Source organism: Phenylobacterium sp. SCN 70-31 (genome assembly GCF_001724605.1).
GTDB lineage: Bacteria > Pseudomonadota > Alphaproteobacteria > Caulobacterales > Caulobacteraceae > Phenylobacterium.
The window spans coordinates 129967-152494 of the sequence record NZ_MEEX01000007.1 but is presented as its reverse complement, the minus strand read 5'-3'; the positions used below and the strand labels follow the sequence as shown (position 1 = coordinate 152494).

Here is a 22528-nt window from a genome sequence, read left to right as displayed (position 1 = left end):
CGTTTTTCCGGTCTGGCGCGCCCGGACACCCCTGGACCGACGCACCCGAGTAACGATGCGTTAAGTACGCGCCGACACTCTTAATCGAGTGTTAACCGCATACTCTGAGTCGGAACCCGGTCGAGCTTGGCCGAACAGGATTTTCCGCTTTGTCCTCAAGGAAAGAACGGCGGGATAGACAGTAACGCTACGGACGGCCGACAGCCGGCCGCACATGGCGGCGCGGACGCCCCGCAGGGCGCCCGCCGAGGCCCGCGCCGCGCGGGCCGTCTCCGAACGAACGGAGCTGTCAGTGGGTCGCTGCGTCGCCCTTGCCGCGGACCTGGCGACCGGCCTTGACGGCGCGAAGGGCGCGCAGGCCGCCCGAGCGTCCGCTGCGGAGCAGGTAGCCCGCACCGAAGAAACCGATGATCATCATGGCCCAGGAGGCCGGATCGGGCAGTGGGCTGGATTTGTCGAGACCCAGCATGGCCAGAGGACCGTCGGTCGGCTTCTCGCGGGCGGCGAACGGGTCGCCCGCCTCGTCGCCCGGCAAGGTCGCCTCGGGCGCGACCAGCGCGGTCTCACTCGGCGCGGTCTGGGTCGACGAAACCTCAACTGGCGCGACCGCGGGAACCGTGGTGTCCACCGTCGCACTCAAGGCCGCACCGCCGAACAACGCCAGCGCCAGGCCCATCCCCAAAGCCGCCTTCATACCCCGCTCCGAAACTGAGGGACCGGCCCGCGTCGCCGATCCTTGGGTGTCGAGGGAAACTGGGCCTTCGGGTCCCCAATGCCAAGCCGGTTCGCGTATCAGGCGATCACGGCGCGCCTTACGTGGAAAGGCCCGGGCGTCGCAGCGGAGCCGACGTTCAGAGATTGTCACGCAGCCAGACCGCCGCCTTGGCCAGAGGATTGGCCCGGGGGTCTAGCGGCTCCCGGCGGAGCTTCGATGAGGCGAGTTGCTTGGTCGACACGGCCTCGCGCGGCCCGAACGCCGAGCGGTGCAGGATGCCGGCGGCGGCGGTGAAAGCCGGGCCGGACGCCGCATCCGCCAGGTGCGGCACGCGGCGCGGGCGCCCCAGGCGCACGGGCCGGTCGAAGACGCGGACGGCCACTTCGCGCACGCCGGCGAGTTGGCTGGCGCCGCCGGTCAGAACCAGGCCGGCGCCGGGCTCGATGGGCGCGCCGGCGGCCTTCAGACGGTCGCGGAGCAGCTCCAGCGTCTCCTCCACGCGCGGGGCGATGATGCCCTTCAGCAGGCTGCGCGGGGCTACGACCGGGCCGGCGCCCGGATCGTCGCCGCGCGGCGGAGCCTCGATCATCTCGCGGTCCTCGTTGGCCGATGCGATGGCGCTGCCGTGCAGCGTCTTGATCCGCTCGGCGCCGGCGATGGAGGTGGAGAGGCCCCGGGCGATGTCCTGGGTCACGTGCTGGCCGCCGACCGGCACCGTCTCGACATGCACCAGGCTGCCTCCGCGGAACACCGACGCCGATGTGGAGCCCCCGCCCATGTCGATGCAGACCGACCCCAGGTCCATCTCGTCCTCCTCCAGCGCGGCCAGGGCCGAGACGAAAGGCGCGGCGACCACGCCCTCGAGCTGAAGGTGGGCGCGCTCGACGCAGGCGCCCAGGGTGTTGAAGACCGTCTCGGCCACCGAGACGACCAGCAGCTCCACGCCCAGAGTCTTTCCGTACATGGCGCGCGGATCGCGCACGCCGCCCTGTCCGTCGACGGCCCAGGCGATGGGCAGGATATGGATGGCCCGGCGGCCGGGCAGCTTGATCTGGGCCAGGGCGTTCTGGATCGCCCGCACGAGGTCGTTGTCGGCGATGGGCCTGGCGCCGACGGACACGCGGCCGATCACCCGCGAAGAACTGAGCTGGCCGCCGGCGGTGGCGATGGTGACGCCCTGGACGTTGACGCCCGCCACGTTCTCGGCCCGCTCCACCGCCTGGGCGATCGCCTCGGACGCCTCGTCGAGGTTGACGATCGCGCCGCCGCGCACCCCGCGCGACTGGACGTACCCGACACCGCAGGTGGTGAGCGTGCGGTCGCCCCGGCGCACGCCGTCGGGCTTCATGATGAAACAGGTCACCTTGGCGGCGCCCAGGTCGACGGCGGCCACCACTTTGGGCGGGGCCAGCGCCGCCTTCAGCCCGTCGCGGCCGTCACGCCGCGGCTCGGCCTTGCGCCGCCCCTCGCCCCGGTTGTCTCGGCCCGAGCCGCCCTGATCCGCGTGACCCGAGGGGCCGTCGGTCGGGAGCCGGCCCTTCTGGGCTGCTTCCTGGGTCTCGGGTGCGCGTTCGGCGAACTTGAGCATCGGCGGCGGAGGTCTCTGGCTAGACGCCCTGAACAGGCGAATGGGGGACGGGCGAAGCGGCGGCGGACGGGTCGGAGGGCGAAGGCGCGGCGGCGGCGAGGCCGGCCGGGGCCTGGGGCGCCCGCGGACGGACCGCGATGGTGTCGGGGTTGCGCAGGTCGATGCGCTCGAAGCCCAGCTCCAGGATGCGCGAGCGCATGTCGAGCTGCTCCAGCTTCATCAGCGCCTGCTCCTCCTCGGCGGCGGGGAGCTGGACCAGGGCGCCGTCCTTCATGCGGAGATCCCAGCGGCGGTTGTCGACCCGGACCAGCGCCTCCAGGCGCGCCATCAGCTTGGGGCGCTGAACCAGGATGGGCAGGATGCCGCTGGCGTGCTCGGCGCCGCCGGCGCCCACCACCAGCGGCAGGTCGGCGAAACGCGCCGGATCGGCTTCCGGAATCACCCGCCCCTGGGCGTCGACCACCACCGTGCGACCGCCGTGCTGCCAGACGGCGAGCTGGCCGCGTTCCTTGACGGCGATGACCAGGGTGTCGGGCAGGAGGCGGATGACGCGCGCCTCCTGAACCCAGCCCACGGCCTCGACACGCGCGCGGACCTGATCCAGGTCGAGCCCCAGCAGCGGCGCCCCCTCGCCTACGCCGGCGGCCCGCAGGATGTCGGGACGGGCCATTTCGGACGCGCCCTCGACGTGGACGTCCTTCAGCCGGAAGCCGGCGGCGGCGAACTTGCGGTCGATGCCCAGGCCGACGGTCTGGGCGATGTGGGCGCCGCGTCCCCCGGTCGCCAGGGTGGCGGCCACGGCCAGGGTCAGGACGGCTGCGGCGAGGCCCAGGACATGCCGGGGCGCCAGGCGCGGACCGCCGGCTTCGGCCTTGGCCGCCGCACGTCGGGTCGACGCCGCCTTTGAAGCAGCCCCCTTGGGCGCGCCGGCCCTTGCGCCGCCCTTGGATACGCCGTCCCGGGACACGCCGGCGGACGCCCTACCCTTCGCTGCGCCTGGCGATCCCCCCCGCGCCGCGGGCATACCCGTCCTCCGTGATCCAAAGCACCAGCCGGTCGAAATCCACCCCGCCCGCCGCCGCCTGCTCGGGTACGAGCGAGGTGGGCGTCATCCCCGGCTGGGTGTTCACCTCCAACAGGACCAAAACATCGTTAATGTCGTCATAACGAAGGTCCGACCGGGTAACGCCTCGGCAACCCAGGGCCTCGTGCGCAAGCTCTGAGAGTTTCTTCGCCTTTTCCGCCACATGGGACGGAATTCTGGCCGGGACGATATGCTCCGACCCCCCGTCGCCATACTTGGCTTCGTAGTCGTAGAAGCCCGTCTTCGGCACGATCTCCGTCACGGTCATGGCCTTGCCGTCCATGACGCCGACCGCCAGCTCCAGGCCGCGGACATAGGGCTCGACCATCACCTGCTCGCCATAGGTCCAGTCGGGGGCAACCACCTCCTGGGGGGGACGGTTCGCGCCGTCGAAGACCAGAAACACGCCGACCGACGACCCCTCGGCGTTGGGCTTCACCACATAGGGCGGCGGGATCACGTGATCCCGGGCCACCTCGAAGCGGTCGAAGAGGCCGCCGCCGGGCACGACGACGCCGGCCGCGGCCAGCACGGCCTTGGACTTGGCCTTGTCCATCGCCAGCGCCGAGGCCAGCACGCCGCTGTGGGTGTACGCCACGCCCAATGTCTCCAGCACGCCCTGGACGCAGCCGTCCTCGCCCCACGCCCCGTGCAGGGCGTTGAAGCAGACGTCCGGCTTCAGGGCCGTCAGGACCTGGGCCAGGTCGCGGCCGGCGTCCACGCGGCTGACCCTGGCGCCCAGCCGCTCCAGCGCGTCGGCGCAGGCGCGTCCCGACACGAGGCTGACCTCGCGCTCGGACGACAGCCCGCCCAGGAGGACGGCGACATGGCGCCCGGACAGGGGGAGATTCCCGGACGGGGAGAGATTCATGGGCGCCTCGCGAAGGCTCGGGAAATGGAGACCGCGGTGGCGTGCGTCGCGGACGGGGTCAAGAGCCGAGGCGGCGCGCGATCCTCGACCCCAGCCAGAGCAGCGCCGCGACGGCGCAGCCCGCGATGATCCCGGACATCAGGTCGTGCAGCACGGTCACGCCGAAGGTGGCCAGCAACACGGCGGCGGCCCGCCATTGTCCCAGCAGGCTCGCGAACTCCCGCTTCTCGGCCATGTTCCAGGCCACGACCACCAGGATGCCGGCCAGCGCCGAGAGCGGCACGTAGCTGGCCAGGGGCGCGGCCACGAGCATGAACGCCAGCAGGAAGACGGCGTGCAGCATCCCCGACACCGGGGTCCGGGCGCCGGCGCGGATGTTCGTCGCCGTGCGGGCGATGGTACCGGTCACCGCGATGCCGCCGAAGACGGCCGAACCCACGTTCGCCAGCCCCTGGGCCACCAGCTCCATGTTCGAGCGATGGACCCGTCCCGTCATCCCGTCCGCGACCTTGGCCGACAGCAGGCTCTCGAGGCCGCCCAGGAGGGTGAAGCCCAGCGCCGCCGGCAGGCAGCGCACGATCAGATCCCACGACACCACAGGCAGGGCCGGCGCCGGAAGGCTGTGCGGAATGCCGCCGAAACGGCTGCCGATCGTCTCCACCGGCAGGTGGACGAACCGCGCGAGGATGGTCGCCGCCACCAGCGCCAGCAGCATGCCCGGCCAGGCGGGCCGCACGCGCCGCAGCCAGAGGATGAGCCCCGCCACGCCGATCCCCAACCCGAGCGCCGCCGGGTTGAACGTGGATGCGGCCTCGGCCAGCGCCAGCAGCTTGAGGCCCACCGGTCCCGGCTCGGCGCCGCTGAGGGTGAGCCCCGCGAGGTCCTTGATCTGGCTGGCCAGGATGGTCAGGGCGATGCCCGCGGTGAACCCGACCGTGACGGCGTGCGGCATGTAGCGGATGAGGCCGCCGAGGCGGAACAGCCCCAGGGCCGCCAGCATCAGCCCCGACAGGAAGACCGTCAGCAACAGGCCGGGCAGGCCCACGTCGGCCACCGTCGCCGCGACCAGCACGATGAACGCCCCGGCCGGACCGCCGATCTGGTGGCGGCTGCCGCCCAGCGCCGAGACGAGAAAGCCGCCCACGATGGCCGTGTACAGCCCCCGCTCCGGGGAAACGCCCGAAGCCACCGCGATGGCCATCGACAGCGGCAGCGCCAGCACGGCCACCGTCAGCCCCGCCACCGCATCCCGGCGCAGGTCGCCCAGCCCGTAGCCCTCGGACAGGATCGTCGCGAGCTTCGGCCGGTAGAGGTTCGATGTGGCGGCGCCGTCCGGCATGGCGGTCAGGATCTCCGATCCCGCTTAAGTTAGCCTTGATCCCTCTCAATCTTCAGCCGTCCCTCGCGTCAACTACCTGCGACCTGTCGCCACCATGCTGGCAGCAGGCCATCGGCAGGATGTGCAGGCCGGAAGGAGACCCGATGCCTGTTCCGACCGCCCTGGATGGCCTGCCTCTCCCGCCTTGCGCCGAACTGCTGGGCTTCGAACTGATCGACGCCCGGCCGGCCGACGGCTGGCTGCGCGCGCGCTTCGAAGGGCGACCCACGTTCTGCAACCCCGCGGGCTTCATCCAGGGCGGTTTCCTGGCCGCCATGCTGGACGACGTCATGGGGCCCGCCATGTTCGTCTTCTCCGAAGGCCGGATGTTCACGCCCACGATCGACCTGCACGTGAGCTTCCTGGCGCCGGCGCGGCCCGGGCCGGTGTACGCCGAGGGACAGGTGGTCCAGGCCGGCAAGAGCATCGCCTTCCTGGAAGGCCGGCTCATGGATCTGTCGGGCGCCCTGCTCGCCCGCGGCCACGCCAGCGCCCGCCTGGTCCCGGCCGGCCGGGCCCTCGCCGCCTGAGGGATGCGGCGTTCCCGGAGGGAAGCGTCAGAGCCGCTCGATCAGGCTCCCGTCCGCGTCCAGGACGAAGGCGTCGGGCAGGTGCAGGCTGCGCCAGAGGTCGTGGGCGTCGAGGCCCAGGAGCCGGGCCACGTAGACACTGAGCACCGTGCCGTGGGTGACCGCGACCAGCGGGCGACTCCTGTGCTGGGCCAGCGCCGCCGACAGCCGCTCGCAGGCCGCGTCCGCCGTCTCGATGCCGCCCACCGGCTGGCCGGGCGCCTCGAAGATGCGGGCGATCTTTTCGCGGAACGCCTCCTCGGTTCCGAACGACAGGGACTGGCGCTTGTGCTCGTGCAGGCCCGGGTCGAGGCCGACCGGCAGGCCCAGGCGCCCCGCGATGATCTCGGCCGTCTCGCGGGCCTTGGGCTCGGGGCTGGTCGCCACGGCGACGGGACGATAGGCGGCGATCTTCTCCGCCAGCGCCTCCACCGCCTCGCGCCCCTCGGGGCACAGGGGCCAGGTCGTGGACGGCCTGTCCGGATCGATCAGCGGCCGCCCGTGACGCACCAGGATCAGCGACGCGCCGGCCATGCTCAAGGCCTCCCGATCCGCTTGATCTCCCAATGGAGATCGACGCCGGTTTTCGCCTTCACATCGGCCCGCACGGCCTCGCCCAACCCCTCGAGATCGGCGGCCGTCGCCGCGCCGGTGTTGATCATGAAGTTGGAATGCAGGGGCGAGAACATCGCGCCGCCATAGGGCTTCCCCCGCCAGCCGGCGTCGTCCACCAGCTTCCACGACGAATGGCCGGGCGGGTTCTTGAAGGTCGAGCCGCCGGTCTTCTCGCGGATCGGCTGGGTCTGCTCGCGCCGCGCGGTGATCTCGTCCATGCGAGCCTGGACCGCCTCGGGCGCATCCGGACGGCCCTCGTACACCGCCTCGACCCAGACAATGTCGGCCGGAGCGCCGGAATGGCGGTATGTGTAGCCGAAGTCCGTCACCTCAAGCTCCTGCCGCGCGCCCGAGCGATCGTATCCCCAGGCGGACACCAGCACATCCTTCGTCTCGGAGCCATAGCAACCGGCGTTCATGGTGAGCGCGCCGCCCACCGTGCCGGGGATTCCGGCGTAGAACTCCAGCCCCGCGATCCCGGCCCGGGCCGCCGCCCGCGCCACCGCCGCGTCCAGCGCCGCCGCGCCCGCGGTGATCCGGCGTCCCTCGGCGTGGACCCCGGCGAAGGCGCGCCCCGCCAGCCGGATGACCGCGCCCGGCACGCCGCCGTCGCGGACGATGACGTTCGAGCCCACGCCCAGCACCGTCACCGGGACCTCGGCGGGCAGCGCCTTCAGGAAGGCCGCCAGATCGTCGGCGTCCGCGGGCAGGAACAGCAGCTCGGCCGCGCCGCCCACCCGGAACCAGGTGAACGGCCCCAGGGGCTCGTCGCGCAGGAGCTTGCCGCGCACAGCGGGCGGCGCATCTCGCCAGCTCAACGGACAGCCATAAGACTGCGCCCGTTCCCCGAGGGCGGACTACTGCAAACCGCCCCTCCCCCTTGCGGGGAGGGGCTGGGGTGGGGGTGTGGTCCCGGCGTGCATACAGGGTGCGCGAGAGGGAAGATCGGCGAACTCCCAATTCGGTGGTCCGAGATTCGCCAGGAAGTATAACGTGCTGAAACGCGTCGCGCGGGACGCCCTGCCGAACGCCGGACATCAGGCCGACACCCCCACCCCAACCCCTCCCCGCAAGGGGGAGGGGCGCACCGGGATGGGCGGCGCGTTTTGCAACAGGCCCCGGACGGAGGGGAAGACTCCAGGATCCAGGCGTTCATCATGCCAGCGCGTCCAGTTCGCCCGGCAGGGCATAGGCCCAGTTCGTGATGTCGCCGGCGCCCAGCAGCACCACGAGGTCGCCGCTCGCGGCCTCCTGTCCAACCATCACCGCCAGATCCGCCGGAGCCGCCAGCGGCAGCGCGCGTCGGTGGCCGTAGCGTCGCAATCCTTCCACCAGGCTGTCGCGGCTCACACCCTCGATCGGCGCCTCGCCGGCGGCGTAGACGTCGGCCACCAGCACCACGTCGGCGTCGGCGAAGCAGGCGCAGAAATCGTCGAACAGGTCCCGCAGGCGGGTGTAGCGGTGCGGCTGCACCACCGCGATCACCTTGCCCCCCGTGACGGCGCGCGCCGCCTTGAGCACCGAGGCGATCTCGACCGGGTGGTGGCCGTAGTCGTCCACCACGCGCACGCCGTTCGCCACGCCGGTGGTGGTGAAGCGCCGCTTCACCCCGCCGAACTCCTTCAGGCCCTTGCGTATGGCCGCCTCGTCCAGCCCCAGTTCGCGGGCCACCGCCACGGCGGCCAGGGCGTTGAGCACGTTGTGATGACCGGCCATCGGCAGGTGCAGGCCGGCATAGCGCAGGGGTTCGCCCTCCAGCGGGCGGATCAGGACATCGAAATGCGCGCCGTCCGGCCCCATGGCGATACTCTCCGCGCGCACCTCGGCCTGGGGGTTCACGCCGTAGGTCACCAGCCGGCGGTTCTCCACCCGCGCGGCCATCGCCTGGACCTCGGGATGGTCGGTGCAGACCGCGGCGAAGCCGTAGAACGGGATGTTCTCCACGAAGTCCTGGAAGGCCTTCTTCACCGCCTCGAAGTCGCCGTAGTGGTCCAGGTGCTCGGGGTCGATGTTGGTGACCACGGCGCAGGTCGACTTGAGCTTCAGGAAGGTGCCGTCGCTCTCGTCGGCCTCGACCACGATCCACTCGCCGGCGCCGACCTTGGCGTTGGTGCCATAGGTGTTGATGATGCCGCCGTTGACGACCGTGGGGTCGAGGCCGCCGGCGTCCAGCAGCGAGGCGATCATCGAGGTGGTGGTGGTCTTCCCGTGCGTGCCGCCCACGGCCACCGAGAACTGGAGCCGCATCAGTTCGGCCAGCATCTCGGCCCGGCGGACCAGCGGCAGCCGCCGCTCGCGCGCGGCGACCATCTCGGGATTGTCCGGCTTGACCGCGGTCGAATAGACGACGGCGTAGGCGCCCTCCACGTTGGCCGGATCGTGACCCACGAAGATCTTCGCGCCCAGCTTCGCCAGCCGCTCGGTGTTGGCGCTGGCCCGGGCGTCCGATCCCTGCACCGTATAGCCGGTGCGCATCATGATCTCGGCGATGCCGCTCATGCCGATGCCCCCGATGCCGATGAAATGCACGGGGCCGATCTCGAAGGGGACGGGACGTCGGGTCATGGGCCGAGTCCTAGGACGCTTCCCGGCCCGGCGGAAGGGGCGCGAAGGGACGGCCCTTGAACCTCGCAAGACACGAGAGGACGCGAAAAGGGGCTGGGTCGAGAGAGAACGCCTGCAGCCGCTCCGTGCTCCTCGTCATTGGCAGGACAGCCGCTCCGCGCGGCTATGCAATGTGTATCCGGCGCAACGCCTGCAGCAGGTCTGGAAGGTCTTCCTGGAGGACCTGCCAGACCAGATCCAGGCTGACCTTGTCGTAGCCATGGATCAGACGATGACGCATCCCGATGATTTCGGACCACTGCACATCGTCATGCGCCTGCCGGCATTCCGGTGAAAGTCGCCCGGCAGCCTCTCCCACGACCTCAATGGAACGGATGGTGGCGGCGTTCTGATGGAGCTTGCTACCCGCGAAAGTCTTCACGTCGAACCCCGCCACGAAGCCCAGGGCGTCTTCAGCCGCCAGGATCATGTCGAGGACAAGCGCCCGGTCGCGATCGCCAAGCTCAGGCGGCATAGAGAAGCTCGGCGCCCATCAGGATGCTGCGGCGCCTTATGGGATTGCGGCTTTGTTCGACGGCCTTGCGCTCCACGAGGTCGACTCGCGGCCGATCACCTGTTCGAGCGCCGCCTTCAGGTCGAAGAAATGGCGATACTCGAGGCCCGGGGATGCGAATTCCACAAGCAGGTCGATGTCGCTTCGCGCGGGGTCGAACGCGCCCCCGCCCCCCGCAGAACCGAACACCTCCAGCCTGGCGACGCCGAACTGACGGCACAGTTCAGCGATCCGGGTTGCGTGCTGAGCGACGATCTCATGCATGGCGAGTTCCGACGTGGTCAGCGCACTATAGCCGGTTCAGCTTCACCTCGCAGCGCCCGCCGTCGCCTCGACGACGTCGGCCAGGCGTTCCGCGGCGTCGGGGATGGCGACGGCGCGGGAGGCCGCGGCCATGCGGGCGAGGCGGGCCGGATTGTTCAGGAGGACCTCGAGCGCAGAGGCCAGCGATTCCACCGTGAGCTGGCTCTCGCGCGCGATCTCGGCGCCCCCGGCCTCGGCCAGGAGCCGGGCGTTCTGGCCCTGGTCGTCGTCGATGGCGATGGCCAGCGGGACGAGGATGGCCGGCTTTCCCGCGACGGCGAACTCGCAGACGCTGCCGGCTCCCGACCGCCCGATCACCAGGTGGGCGTCGCGCAGGCGGCCGGCCATGTCGCGGAAGAACGGCGCGATCTCGGCGTCGACCAGGGCGTCGCGATAGGCCCGGCGCGCGGTGTTCATGCTCTCGGCGCGGGTCTGCTGCTGGACCACCAGACGGCGGCGCAGGTCCTCGGGCAGCGCCTTCACCGCTTCGGGCACAAGCTCGGACAGGAGGCGCGCGCCCTGGCTGCCGCCGGTTACCAGAAGTCGCACGGGGCCGTTCGGCTCGGGCGGGATGTAGGGGATATCGGCCAGGGCGCGGATCGGCGGGCGCACAGGGTTGCCGACCACTCTGGCCCGCTCGGCCACGCCCTTGGGCGCCTTCTGCAACGTCGGGAAGGCGCAGGCGATGGTCTTCACGTGGGGCGCGAGCATCCGGTTGGTCCGGCCCATGACGGCGTTCTGCTCGTGGATCACGGTCGGCAGCCGGTCCAGCCGGGCCGCCACCAGCGCCGGCGCCGAGGGATAGCCGCCGAAACCGACCACGACGTGCGGCCTGATCTCGCGGAAGACGCTCCGCGCCTGCAGCACGCCGCGCATCACGGCCAGGCCGGCGCGGACCATGCCGATGGGGTCGCCTCGCCGGAAGGTGGCCGCCGACAGCCCGATGCGACGCTCGGCCGGGAAGTCCTGGGCCAGCCCCGCCACCCGCTCGTCGGAGGCCAGAACCACGCCCCAGCCACGCGCGATCAGCGTCTCGGCCAGCGCCTGAGCCGGAAACAGGTGGCCGCCGGTGCCCCCGGCGGCGACGACCGCGATCCTACGCATGGGCACCTCTCCTCGCGTGCGCGGTCAACCGAACGTCCCGGCCTTGGCGAGGCCTTCGCTCTGCGCATAGGCGCCCGGCCGGCGGCGCGTGAGCGCCAGGGCCAGTCCCATCGTCAGGCCCATCGCCAGCATCGAGGACCCTCCGTAGCTGATGAAGGGCAAGGTCATGCCCTTGGTCGGCATCATGTTCAGGTTGACCGCCAGATTGATGATCGCCTGCTGGCCGACCAGCACGAACAGCGCCGCGGCCGCGATCTGCTCGAAAGGATCCGACAGCTTCATGGCCCTCATGAGGCCGCGCACCACCACGAAGGCGAAAAGCGAGATCACCAGCAGCAGGAACACCAGCCCGAACTCCTCGGCGCCGACCGAGGCGGCGAAGTCGGTGTGCAGGTCGGGCACCCGGCGCTTCATCACACCCTCGCCCGGGCCGCGGCCGAACAGCCCGCCGGCCGCCTGAGCGATGGCGGCGGCGTCGACCTGATGCGTGTCGGCCTTCTCGGGCGAGAAGAAGCGGTCCACGCGGCTCTGGACGTGCGGGAACATGAAGTAGGTGGACGAGAGTCCCGCGAGCGCCGTCGCGCCCAGCAGCATCACCCAGCTCATCGGCACGCCCGCCATCCAGAAGGCGGCGCCGAACGCCACCGTGATGAGGACCGTCTGGCCGACGTCGGGCTGGATCAGCAGCAGCCCCACCGAGACCGCGAACAGTCCGAAGGCGATCGAGACGCCGGGCACGCCGTTGCCCTTCTGCCCCTCGGCGAACATCCAGGCGACCAGGATCACCAGGGCCGGCTTCATGTACTCGGACGGCTGGAAGGTGAAGCCGCCGAACTCGATCCACCGGGTGGCGCCCTTGGCGCTGTGGCCGATGAACGGCAGGGCGATCATCACCGCGATGGCGGCCAGCCAGATGACGAAGGCCGCCCGCCTCACGCCCTTCACGTCCAGCATCGAGACGGCCATCATCAGGATCATGGACGCCACGGCGAAGACGCACTGGCGGACGGCGAAGTGGAACGGGTCGCCGATGTTCATGCGCGCCGCCGCCGCCGGGCTGGCGGCGAACGACACCACGACACCGATGGCGATGAGGATGGCCACCACCCCCAGCATCCAGCGGTCGACGGTCCACCACCAGACGCCCAGCGGCGATCGGTCGGACCGGGCGAAGGCGTGGGCGTTGTTGCTGCCGACGGTCGTCATACGGGGAATCTCCGCCCCCCTCGGGGGAGGGGGACCGCGAAGCGGTGGAGGGGGCCTGCTTTGGCGATGCGCGGGCGGGTCGCCCCCCTTCCCGGCTTCGCCGACGCTCCTCCCGACGGGAGGAGAATGTGGCTGACGGCGGCGCTCATGGGGCGCCCTCCCGGACCCGGCCGGCGGCGATCGCGCCGGCGGCCGCGCGGAAGGCCTCCCCGCGCTGCTCGAAGTCGGCGAACTGGTCGAACGAGGCGCAGGCCGGCGAAAGCAGGACGATCGCGTCCTTGCCGCTGGCCGCGGCGTCGGCGTAGGCCGCGCGCGCCGCCGCCTCGATGGTCCCGCATTTCAGGGCCGGCGTCCGGCCTTCCAGGGTGGCGGCGAACGCCGTCTCGGCCTCGCCCACGAGATAGGCCTTGATCACGCGCGGGAACAGGTCGGCCAGTTCGTCGATGCCGCCCGTCTTGGGCTGGCCGCCGGCGATCCAGTAGACCTCGGGATAGCTCGACAGGGCCTGGCGCGCGGCGTCGGCGTTGGTGGCCTTGCTGTCGTTGACGAAGCGCACCTTGCCGATCAGCGCCACGGTCTCCATCCGGTGCGCGAGGCCGGGAAAGGTCATCAGAGCGCGCGCGGCCAGCTCGGGCGAAACCCCCAGCCCGCGCGCCGCGGCGTAGGCCGCCGCCGCGTTCTGCCAGTTGTGCCGGCCCGGCAGCGACCGCGCGCGCTTCAGGTCCGCCACCTGGGCCGCGCGCTCGCCCGCGGCGTCGTAGAGCAGACCGTCCAGGGCGTAGACCCCGCGGCTGATCGCCTTGCTGGCCGAGATGGGAACGATGGTGCGCCGATTGGCGGCCGTGATCTCGGTGCAGATCTGCTGGCCCCAGGCGTCGTCCACCCCGATGACAGCGGTGTCGCCGTTGTCCTGGTTGAGCAGAATCCGGCGCTTGGCGGCGACGTAGTTCTCCATCGTCCCGTGCCGCTCCAGGTGGTCGGGCGAGACGTTGAGGATGATCGCCACGTCGGCCTTCAGGCTGGACGTCAGGTCGAGCTGGTAGGACGAGAGTTCCAGCACATAGACCGCGCCGCCGTGCATGTCGTCGAGGCCCAGGACGCCGGCCCCGATGTTGCCGCCGATGCGGGTGTCCCGGCCGGCCTCGGCGCAGATGTGACCGATCAGGGCGGTCGTCGTCGACTTGCCGTTGGTGCCGGTGATGGCGACCACCTTCGGCCGCCGGTGCTCGGGCGCGGCGTTCACGGTGCGCGCGAACAGCTCGATGTCGCCCAGGATCTCGACGCCCGCCGCACGGGCCTTCTCCACCGTCCAGTGCGGCTTCGGATGCGTCAGGGGCACGCCCGGCGAAAGCATGACTGCGGCGAAGCCCGACCAGTCGGCCGCGGCCAGGTCGGTCAGTTCGAAGCCTTCGGCCGCGGCGGCTTCCCGGGCCTTGGGGTTGTCGTCCCAGAGCGCTGCCTCGGCCCCTCCGGCGACGAGGGCGCGCGCGGCCGCCAGCCCCGTGCGGGCCAGGCCGAACACGGCCACCGTCCTGCCTTCGAAGCCACGGACCGGGATCATGCCGCCTGCACGCGCCTCCTACCTGAGCTTCAGGGTGGCGAGGCCCACCAGCGCCAGCATCACCGCCACGATCCAGAACCGGATCACGACGGTGGATTCCGACCAGCCCAGCTTCTCGAAGTGGTGGTGGACCGGCGCCATCAGGAAGATTCGCCGGCCGGTGCGCTTGAACCACGCCACCTGGATCATCACCGACAGGGTCTCGGCCACGAACAGGCCGCCGATGATTCCCAGCACGATCTCGTGGCGGGTGGCCACCGCGATGGCGCCCACCGCGCCGCCCAGGGCCAGCGAGCCGGTGTCGCCCATGAAGATCTTGGCCGGCGGGGCGTTATACCAGAGGAAGCCCAGCCCCGCCCCGATCAGCGCCCCGCAGAACACCGCCAGTTCGCCCACGCCGGGGACGAAGTGGAGCTGGAGGTAGTTGGCGAAGACGTAGTTGCCGACGATGTAGGCGATCAGGCCATAGGCCGCCGCCGCGATCATGACCGGAACCGTGGCCAGCCCGTCGAGGCCGTCGGTGAAGTTCACGGCGTTGGCCGCCCCCACGATGATGAAGGCCCCGAACAGCAGATAGCCCCACGAGAGGTCGATGAAGTACTGCTTGAAGATCGGGAACGTCACCGAGGTGAGCAGTTCGGCGTTCTCGGGTGGTTTGGGCGCGAGCGTGATGATCAGCGCGATGGCCGCCATCGCGATGCCGGCCTCGACCGCCAGGCGCGCCTTGCCCGAGACGCCCGCCGTCGTCTGCCGCGTGACCTTGGCGTAGTCGTCCATGAAACCCAGCAGGCCATAGCCGCCGGTGACGATCAGCACCGCCCAGACATAGACGTTCGTCAGGTCCGCCCACAGCAGGGTGCCGGCGAACAGCCCGGCCAGGATCATCACCCCGCCCATCGTGGGCGTGCCGGCCTTCTCGATGATGTGGCGCTCGATGCCCTCGGCGCGGATCGGCTGGCCCTTGCCCTGCTTGGCCTGCATCCAGCGGATGAAGCGCGAGCCCATGGCCACGACCACGAACTGCGCCGTGAAGATCGCCAGCCCCGTGCGGAAGGTCTGGTACTTCAGCAGGTTCAGGACCGGCACATAGTCGGTCGAAGCGAACTGGACGTAGAGCCAGTAGAACATCAGCCGGCCTCCCCTGGGCCCTGTCGGGGGGAGTCGCCCGCCAGCAGCGCCTGGACGACCTGCCCGGCCCTGGACCCGTTCGACCCCTTCACCATCACCACGTCGCCGGCCCGCACCGCCTCGGAGAGCTGTGGCGCGAGGGCGGCGGCCGTTTCGGCGTAGCCGCCGCGGCGAGTCGGCGGAAGGGCGTCCCAGAGCGATTTCATCAGAGGACCCGCGCAGAAGACGAGGTCGATCGTCGCAGCCTCGATAGGTTCGGCGAGGCCGGCGTGAAACGCCGGGGCGTCCGGCCCCAGCTCCAGCATGTCGGTGAGCGCCACGATCCGCCGTCCGGCCGCGCTGCGCTGGCCCAGGGTGGCGATCGCCGACGCCATCGACACCGGATTGGCGTTGTAGCTCTCGTCGATCAGCGTGAAGGCGCCGCGGGGCCCCTCCACGCGGTGCTCGGCGCCCCGCCCGGTCAACGGCGCAAAGCCCGACAGCGCCGTCAGCGCCAGGTCCAGGCGCACGTCCAGCGCCTCCAGCATCAGGATCACCGCCAGGCTGTTCAGCCCCCAGTGCAGGCCGGTCTGCAACAACGGGAAGTCCACCCCCCGGCCGTCCAGTTCGGCGCGCACCTGGGCCATCCCGTCGGCGGCCTGGAAGTCCAGCAGCCGCGCGTCGCAGCCGGCCGCGCGGCCGAACCTGCGCACCTTCGCCCCCGCCGCCACCGCGCGCGCCTCCAGCAGGCCGAAATGCGCGTTGTCGGCGTTCAGCACCGCCACGCCGCCGAACTGCAGGCCGTCGAAGATCTCGGCCTTGGCCATCGCCACGCCGGCCTCGCCGTCCGCGAAGTTCTCGGTGTGCACCGGGCCGACGGTCGTCACCACCGCCGCGTGGGGCCGCACCATCTCGCTCAGCGGACGGATCTCGTCCGCGTGGTTCATGCCGATCTCGAACACCGCGCGTTCGGTGTCGGCGGGCATCCGGGCGAGCGTCAGCGGCACGCCGATGTGGTTGTTGTAGCTCTTCACCGACGAATGCGCCGGGCCGGCCAGGGACAGCCCCGCCATCACGGCCTGCGTCACCGACGTCTTGCCCACCGAGCCCGTCACCGCGCCACGGCGCGCGTTCGTCGCCCGGTCCCGGGCCGCGATGCCCAGGGCCTCCAGCGCCCTCAGCGTGTCGCCCGCCCGCACGGACGGCGCCTCCACTTCGCGCGCGGCCAGCACGCCCGCCGCGCCGGCCGCCATCGCCTGGGCCACGAACTCATGGCCGTCGCGCGCGCCCGCCAGAGCGACGAACAGGTCGCCGGGCTCCAGGCTGCGGGTGTCGATCGAGACGCCGGTCGCGCTGAAGCCGCCGGCCTCCACGCCCCCCGTGGCGGCCGCGATGGCGCCGGACGTCCACAGCGGCTCAGCCATGCACCAGCTCCAGCGCCTGAGCCGTCTCCGTCACGTCGTCGAAGGGATGAACCACGTCGCCCACGATCTGGCCCTGCTCGTGCCCCTTGCCGGCCACCACCAGGATGTCGCCGTCGTCCAGCATCGCCGCGGCCGCCCGGATCGCCTCGCGCCGGTCGCCGATCTCCCTGGCGTTCGGCGCCCCGGCCAGGATCTCGGCCCGGATCGCCGCGGGGATCTCGGAACGGGGATTGTCGTCGGTCACGATGGCCACGTCGGCCAGCTCGGCCGCCACCCGGCCCATCAGGGGGCGCTTGCCGCGGTCGCGGTCGCCGCCGGCGCCGAACACCACCACCAGCCGGCCGCGCGTGTGGGGGCGCAGCGCCTCCAGCACCGTCTCCAGCCCGTCCGGCGTATGGGCGTAGTCCACATAGGCCTCGCCGCCCCGCGGCCCAGCGCCCACGCGCTGGAGCCGGCCGGGCGCGCCGGTCAGGGTCTCCAGCCCGGCGAACACCTCGTCCCAGGACAGGCCCGCCGCTCGGCAGAGGCCCGCCGCCACCAGCGCGTTCGAGGCCTGGAAGCCGCCCGCCAGGGGCAGGCGCACGTCGTAGGTCCGGCCGTCGGCGCGCACCTTCAGGCGCTGGCCGTCGGGCAGCAGCGTGCGCTCCAGCAGCTTCAGCGCCTGGCCGCCCTCGCCCACGCTCATCACCCGCTGCCCCGAGACCACCGAGGCCGCCGCGAAGAACGGAAACGCCTCGGAATCGGCGTTCAGCACCGCCGTGGCGCCGCGCGGCATGAGCTGCTCGAACAGCCGGAGCTTCGCCTTCATGTAGGCGTCCATGGTGTGATGGTAGTCGAGGTGGTCCTGGGTCAGGTTCAGGAACCCCGCCGCCGCCAGCCGCACCCCGTCCAGACGGCGCTGGTCGATGCCGTGCGAGCTGGCCTCCAGGGCGAAATGGGTCACGCCGAGCTGGCTGACGCGAGTGAGAAGCTCGGCCACGTCGCCGGCGTCCGGCGTGGTCAGGCCCGGCGGCGTGATCTGGTCGTGCGTGCCGTCCGGCCGGGAGACGGTCAGGCCCAGAGTGCCCATGCTGGCCGAGGCGTGACCCGCGCGGGCGAACATCTGCCGGCAGAAGTTGGCGACCGAGGTCTTGCCGTTGGTGCCCGTCACCGCCACGCACACCTGCGGTTGGCGGCCCCAGAAGTTCGCGGCGGCCAGGGCGTAGCCACGGCGCGGGTCGCGACAGATCACGGTGGGAACCGAAAGGTTCAGATCCTGGTCGGCGATCACCGCCGCCGCCCCGGCTTCGACCGCCTTGGCCGCGAAGGCCGCGCCGTCCGCCTTCGATCCCGGGAGGGCGGCGAACAGGAAGCCCGGCTTCACCTTGCGGCTGTCGGCCGTCACCCCCTTGATCTCGGGGTCCGCGCCGATGTCGCGCTTCACGATCTTCGAGAGGCGCAGGCTCATCGCGCCTCACCCAGGTCTTCGACCGTGGGCGGCAGGACCGGAACCGCCTGGCCCACGTCGGCGCGGCGCTGGACGTCCACGAACGGCGCGATCCGCTCGATCACCCGGCCCACGGCCGGCGCGGCCACCCAGCCGCCGGTGGAATAGCCCGCGCTCCGCGCGGTGCCCTTGGGCTCGTCCAGCAGGATCAGGACGAAATAGCGCTTGGTGTCCACGCCGCCCCAGGTCGGGAAGACGGCCGCGAACGACGAGACCTGCTTGGCCCCGTTGTACCGGCGGATCGCCGGGTCGTACTTCTCGCCCGTCCCCGTCTTGCCCCCCACCGACAGGCCGGGAATGTCGGCCGACTTGCCGCTCCCGCCGGTGACGTTGGCGCGCATGATCGAGAGCATCTGGAGCGAGGTGCGCTCGGACATCACCCGCGGGCCATCCACCTTCGTTCCCGGCTCCAGCTTGTGGATCGTGAGCGGGATCATCCGGCCGCCGTTGTGGATCGCCCCCATCGCCCGGGCGAGCGCCAGGGGGCTGACGTTGATCCCGTGGCCGAACGAGGTCGAGGCGACGGCGTCGTCGTTCCACACCCGGGGCGTCAGCGGCCGGGCGTTCTCGATCAGCTCGACCTTCGCCGCCTTGGTCAGGCCCAGGGCGTCGAAATAGTGGCCCATGCGCTCGGGGCCGACGGCCTGGCCCAGCCGGGCGGTGCCGATGTTGGACGAGTGCTGGAACACCTCCACCAGCGTCAGGATCTTCCGGGCGGCGTGGTAGTCGTGGATGGTCCGGTAGCCCAGCTTGTACGGCTCGCGGGCGTCGAAGGTCGTCTCCGGCGTGGCCACCCCGGCGTCCAGGCCGATGGCGACGGTGAACGCCTTGAACGTCGACCCCATCTCGAACACCGAGGCCGCCGCGCGATTGGTCTGGGCGTAGACGCTGGATTTGCCGGGCGCGTTCGGATCGAAGACGGGCCAGCTCGACAGGGCCAGGATTTCGCCCGTCTGGATATCGGTGACCAGGCCCACCGCGCCCACCGGACGGAATTCGTGGATGGCCTTGTAGAGTTCGTCCTCCAGCGCGCCCTGGACGCGCAGGTCGATGGACAGGGGCACGGGCGCGCCGCTCCGGGCCGCGCCGCGGATCCCCTCGTTCAGGGCGGCCTCCGCGCCCGACAGGCCCTCGCCGCCGGCGTCCGAGAAGCCGATGAAGTGGGCGGCCGTGGTCCCGAGCGGATAGACGCGCCGCTGCTCGGGCTCGAACGTCACGCCGGGCAGCCCCAGGCGGTGGACGCGGTTGCGCGCCTCGGGCGTCAGCGCGCCGGCCACGAAGATCCGGCGGTTCCCGCGCAGCGCGCGCTCCAGGCGATTCATGTCCAGGCTGGGCAGCGCCGCCTTGAGGCCGCGACGGGTCTCGGCCTGGTCCCAGATCTCGCGGGGGTCGATGTAGAGGCCGTAGTGCAGCAGATCGGCCGCCAGCAGCATGCCGTTGCGGTCCACCAGATCGGTGCGCGAAGCGCCCAGCGGCGCGCCCGCGCCGCCCACATGCGCCGCATCCGGGAACAGCGCGGCCCGCGTCGCCCCGAACGCCAGGGCCACGAAGCCCACCCCGAACAGGATCAGCACGAAGAAGATGCGCAGCCGCGTGTCGTCCTCGGCCTTGCCCGACGCCCGCGCCCGCTCGAAGGCGTGCTCCAGGCCCCAGACGCGCTCGATCAGCCAGCGCGGCAGACCCGCCCGACCCAGACTGCTCTGCGACAGGCTCATGGCGCCACGCCCGGTTCGGCGGGCGCCTCGGCCACGCGGACGGGATAGGCCTGGGGCGGCGGGGGCGGAGGCACGCCCGGGATCACGCCCGTCCCGTTGACCATCGCCGCCACCGCCGACACCGCCTTGGCCTTCTTGGGCGGGCCGGCGCGGGCCACGTCCACGATCTGGTCCACGCTGGCCTCGCGGTTCGCGCCGACCGGCTCCATCTTCAGATAGACCACCGACAGGCGCTCCAGGCGGCCCGGCTGCTCCAGGTGCGCCACCTCCGCCTGCAACAGGCGGATGCGGGCGGCCTCGGCCTTGATCTGGCGCTCGATCGTCGCGATCTCGGCGCGCTCGCGACCGGCCATGGTCTTGGCGAGGTAGACGCCCAGGACCACCATCACCAGCAGGCCCACGCCCACGAGGTCGATCAGGCGGAAGCCGCGGACCTTGCGCGTGAACACGCTCATGCCGCCACCCTCCAGACCGGCGCCTCGGTGCGCACGGCGGCTCGCAGCTTGGCCGAGCGGGCGCGGGGATTGGCCTTCACCTCGTCGTCGCCCGGCCCGCGCGCGCCGTTGAACAGCAGCCGGAAGCTGGGTTCGGCGGTCGCCGCCACGGGCGGCGCGTGACGCGAACCGCCGGCCGTCCGCCCCGCCCGCTCGCCCAGGAACGCCTTCACGATGCGATCCTCCAGCGAGTGGAAGGTCACCACCGCCAGCCGCCCGCCCGCCTTGAGCACGCGCTCGGCGGCCGCCAGGCCAGCCTCCAGCTCGCCCAGTTCGTCGTTCACCGCGATCCGGAGACCCTGGAACGTGCGCGTCGCCGGATGGATCTTGGCCCCGCGCCGCCCGCCCAGGGCGCGTTCCACGAACTCGGCCAGCTCGAGCGTTCGGGTGAAGGCCTGCTCATCGCGCCGGCGCACGATGGCGCGGGCGATCCGGCGGCTCTCGCGCTCCTCGCCGTAGACGAAGATGATCCGCGCCAGCTCGGCCTCGTCGGCCGTGTTGACGAGGTCGGCGGCGGTGGGACCGTCGCCGCCCATGCGCATGTCCAGCGGACCGTCGTGCATGAACGAGAAGCCGCGCGCGGCCTCGTCGAGCTGCATCGAACTGACGCCGAGGTCGAGGGCCACGCCGTCGGCATGGCCCTCGCCCAGCACCGCGTCCATTTCCGAGAATCGCGCTTCCACCAGGCGGAAGCGGTCGTCCGGAAATCCCGCGGCGAAGCGACGGACCGTAGGGTCGCGGTCGAAAGCCACGACCTTCGCGCCCGTCGCCAGGATCGCGCGGGCGTAGCCGCCCGCGCCGAAGGTGCCGTCCACGATGGTCTCGCCTGGGGCGGGCGCGAGCGCCTCGACCACCTCGCCGAGCAGGACGGAGACATGGGGGGCGCGGACCTCGGCGCTCATGCCGCGCCTCCGATCCGGGCCTGACGCTGCTGGGCGCGCATCTCGGCCAGCCCGGCGCGGGCGCGCTCGCGGTCGGCCGCGCGCTGGGCGCGATAGGCGTCGCGCTCCCAGATCTCGAAGCGGTCGCGCAGCCCCACCACCGCCACCCAGTCGGTCAGGCCGTACTGCTCGCACAGGCTTTCGGGCAGCGTGATGCGGCCCGCGGTGTCGAAGCTCAGACGCTGCATTTCACCGAACACGTTGCGCTCGATGGAGTCGCGCAGTTCGTCGCCGAATTCCAGCTCGTCGGCCACCGCGCCGTAGCGGTCGAACAGCGCCTGGCCGCCGCCTTCCAGGCAGTCGGAGCGGATCGAGGGGAAGAGGAAGACGCCATCCACCGGCCCCGAGAGCGCGGCGCGGTAGTCCTGCGGCACAACGATGCGCCGCTTCGCGTCCAGCTGCTTCTCGAAGGTCGAGAGAAACATCCCGGCCCAGACCCCCTGCCCCTCGCCAACCCTGCCAGCCAGCGCCCCGACCCGCCGCTTTGGTTAGCGAATGGTTATTGGGTTAACATGGGACCTAATGGGTTTCAATGACACTTGCTGACCTCGAATGGGATTTCGCAGGCGATCCAGCGGGAAATCTTGAAGGTCCAAGATTTATCCACAGAACATACTTGGTACGAATAGTTAACGCCTTCCTTTCCCGCGAAGCGGGAGAGGGGGACCGCGCCCCGAAGAGGGTGTGGTGGAGAGGGGAAGCGGCCGGCAGGGCGGAGAGATCATCGCCCTACACGCTCAGCAGATCAGATCGCAATTTCGTGGAGGAGGCTTTCCCTCCCCCCCCCGCTCTCACTGCGTGGGAAAGGAAAGAAGATCAGACGGCCTGTAAGCCGGGTTCTGTGCCGCCCTGCTTGCGCAGGACGCGGCGGCCATTCCTCTGGACCGACCGTCACCGGCCGGTTCTCGCGACCTACCCGGGTCCCTCGGAGCGGCGACGCTCCTACCCGCCAGTTTCCCGAAGGACCTGGCCGGCGCGGGACCCCTATTCGGTCTTGCTCCTGGCGGGGCTTGCCATGCGGCCCCTGTCACCAGCGGCCCGGTGCGCTCTTACCGCACCCTTTCACCCTTCCCTCCGCCGAAGCGGAGGAGGTCTGCTCTCTGTGGCGCTATCCCTGGGGTCACCCCCGGTGGGCGTTACCCACCGCCATGTCGTCGTGGAGCCCGGACTTTCCTCGAGCTTTCGCCCGCGACCGCCCGGCCGTCTGATCCGTCGCGGAAAGTGGAGAACCGGATGACGGAGTCAACCC

The 22528-nt window shown here is 71.3% G+C and carries 21 protein-coding genes and 1 other RNA gene; 1 reads left to right on the top strand and 21 read right to left on the bottom strand.

Features of this window, described 5'->3' with window-relative positions; genetic code table 11:
* Nucleotides 1-289 precede the first annotated feature (289 nt).
* From ABS78_RS07380 to ABS78_RS07360, 5 genes are all read right to left on the bottom strand, one after another.
* The gene (locus ABS78_RS07380; protein ID WP_293376580.1) at nt 290-694 is read right to left on the bottom strand and encodes a hypothetical protein; all 405 of its coding nucleotides are present in this window, start codon (nt 692-694) and stop codon (nt 290-292) included.
* Nucleotides 695-851: 157 nt separating this feature from the next.
* Complete coding sequence (gene ftsA / locus ABS78_RS07375) at nt 852-2303, bottom strand: cell division protein FtsA (RefSeq protein WP_293376578.1); 1452 nt, start codon at nt 2301-2303, stop codon at nt 852-854.
* A 19-nt stretch (nt 2304-2322) separates the two neighbouring features.
* The gene (locus tag ABS78_RS07370) at nt 2323-3270 is read right to left on the bottom strand and encodes a cell division protein FtsQ/DivIB (protein WP_293376576.1); all 948 of its coding nucleotides are present in this window, start codon (nt 3268-3270) and stop codon (nt 2323-2325) included.
* A gap of 13 nt (nt 3271-3283) precedes the next feature.
* Nucleotides 3284-4258, bottom strand: a complete 975-nt coding sequence (locus tag ABS78_RS07365) for a D-alanine--D-alanine ligase (protein ID WP_293376574.1) — start codon at nt 4256-4258, stop codon at nt 3284-3286.
* Nucleotides 4259-4316: 58 nt separating this feature from the next.
* Nucleotides 4317-5597: a SulP family inorganic anion transporter gene (locus ABS78_RS07360; RefSeq protein ID WP_293376572.1), complete on the bottom strand. Its 1281-nt coding sequence runs from the start codon at nt 5595-5597 to the stop codon at nt 4317-4319.
* A gap of 143 nt (nt 5598-5740) precedes the next feature.
* On the opposite strand from ABS78_RS07360, the gene ABS78_RS07355 reads away from it, so the two are divergent.
* Nucleotides 5741-6166 carry a PaaI family thioesterase gene (locus ABS78_RS07355; protein ID WP_293376570.1) on the top strand — a complete coding sequence of 142 codons (426 nt, stop codon included), beginning with the start codon at nt 5741-5743 and terminating at the stop codon, nt 6164-6166.
* A 27-nt stretch (nt 6167-6193) separates the two neighbouring features.
* Here the strand turns inward: ABS78_RS07355 and ABS78_RS07350 are convergent, their stop codons facing one another.
* The 16 genes from ABS78_RS07350 to rnpB all read right to left on the bottom strand — a co-directional run bounded on the left by ABS78_RS07350 (nt 6194) and on the right by rnpB (nt 22487).
* Nucleotides 6194-6739, bottom strand: a complete 546-nt coding sequence (locus tag ABS78_RS07350) for a histidine phosphatase family protein (protein ID WP_293376568.1) — start codon at nt 6737-6739, stop codon at nt 6194-6196.
* 2 nt (nt 6740-6741) lie between these two features.
* On the bottom strand, nt 6742-7638 hold the full coding sequence (gene murB, locus ABS78_RS07345) for a UDP-N-acetylmuramate dehydrogenase (protein ID WP_293376566.1): 897 nt from the start codon (nt 7636-7638) through the stop codon (nt 6742-6744).
* 337 nt (nt 7639-7975) lie between these two features.
* Nucleotides 7976-9385, bottom strand: coding sequence for a UDP-N-acetylmuramate--L-alanine ligase (gene murC / locus ABS78_RS07340; RefSeq protein WP_293376564.1), 1410 nt, complete (start codon nt 9383-9385; stop codon nt 7976-7978).
* Between the two features lie 163 nt (nt 9386-9548).
* Nucleotides 9549-9899 carry a HepT-like ribonuclease domain-containing protein gene (locus ABS78_RS07335; protein ID WP_293376562.1) on the bottom strand — a complete coding sequence of 117 codons (351 nt, stop codon included), beginning with the start codon at nt 9897-9899 and terminating at the stop codon, nt 9549-9551.
* Nucleotides 9900-9935: 36 nt separating this feature from the next.
* Nucleotides 9936-10202, bottom strand: coding sequence for a nucleotidyltransferase domain-containing protein (locus ABS78_RS07330; RefSeq protein ID WP_293376560.1), 267 nt, complete (start codon nt 10200-10202; stop codon nt 9936-9938).
* Between the two features lie 42 nt (nt 10203-10244).
* Nucleotides 10245-11345, bottom strand: coding sequence for an undecaprenyldiphospho-muramoylpentapeptide beta-N-acetylglucosaminyltransferase (murG, locus tag ABS78_RS07325; protein WP_293376558.1), 1101 nt, complete (start codon nt 11343-11345; stop codon nt 10245-10247).
* 24 nt (nt 11346-11369) lie between these two features.
* Nucleotides 11370-12551 (bottom strand): putative lipid II flippase FtsW, encoded by a 1182-nt coding sequence (ftsW, locus tag ABS78_RS07320; protein ID WP_293376556.1) that lies wholly within the window; start codon nt 12549-12551, stop codon nt 11370-11372.
* Between the two features lie 145 nt (nt 12552-12696).
* On the bottom strand, nt 12697-14112 hold the full coding sequence (murD, locus tag ABS78_RS07315; RefSeq protein ID WP_293376554.1) for a UDP-N-acetylmuramoyl-L-alanine--D-glutamate ligase: 1416 nt from the start codon (nt 14110-14112) through the stop codon (nt 12697-12699).
* An 18-nt stretch (nt 14113-14130) separates the two neighbouring features.
* Entirely contained in the window at nt 14131-15240 is a 1110-nt protein-coding gene (gene mraY, locus ABS78_RS07310; protein ID WP_293376552.1) for a phospho-N-acetylmuramoyl-pentapeptide-transferase, read from the bottom strand.
* A complete protein-coding gene (murF, locus tag ABS78_RS07305; RefSeq protein ID WP_293376550.1) occupies nt 15240-16643 on the bottom strand; it encodes a UDP-N-acetylmuramoyl-tripeptide--D-alanyl-D-alanine ligase in 1404 nt (467 codons plus the stop codon). Before murF ends, mraY begins: the two co-directional genes overlap by 1 nt.
* Nucleotides 16636-18090: a UDP-N-acetylmuramoyl-L-alanyl-D-glutamate--2,6-diaminopimelate ligase gene (locus tag ABS78_RS07300; protein WP_293376548.1), complete on the bottom strand. Its 1455-nt coding sequence runs from the start codon at nt 18088-18090 to the stop codon at nt 16636-16638. Before ABS78_RS07300 ends, murF begins: the two co-directional genes overlap by 8 nt.
* Nucleotides 18087-19838, bottom strand: a complete 1752-nt coding sequence (locus ABS78_RS07295; protein WP_293376852.1) for a penicillin-binding protein 2 — start codon at nt 19836-19838, stop codon at nt 18087-18089. The genes ABS78_RS07300 and ABS78_RS07295 overlap by 4 nt, the downstream gene beginning before the upstream one ends.
* A gap of 2 nt (nt 19839-19840) precedes the next feature.
* Nucleotides 19841-20299 (bottom strand): cell division protein, encoded by a 459-nt coding sequence (locus ABS78_RS07290; protein ID WP_293376546.1) that lies wholly within the window; start codon nt 20297-20299, stop codon nt 19841-19843.
* Complete coding sequence (gene rsmH, locus ABS78_RS07285; RefSeq protein ID WP_293376544.1) at nt 20296-21240, bottom strand: 16S rRNA (cytosine(1402)-N(4))-methyltransferase RsmH; 945 nt, start codon at nt 21238-21240, stop codon at nt 20296-20298. The genes ABS78_RS07290 and rsmH overlap by 4 nt, the downstream gene beginning before the upstream one ends.
* Nucleotides 21237-21704 (bottom strand): division/cell wall cluster transcriptional repressor MraZ, encoded by a 468-nt coding sequence (locus tag ABS78_RS07280; RefSeq protein WP_293376542.1) that lies wholly within the window; start codon nt 21702-21704, stop codon nt 21237-21239. Before ABS78_RS07280 ends, rsmH begins: the two co-directional genes overlap by 4 nt.
* Before the next feature lie 387 nt (nt 21705-22091).
* Nucleotides 22092-22487: RNase P RNA component class A (rnpB, locus tag ABS78_RS07275), an RNA gene on the bottom strand.
* Nucleotides 22488-22528: the final 41 nt, after the last annotated feature.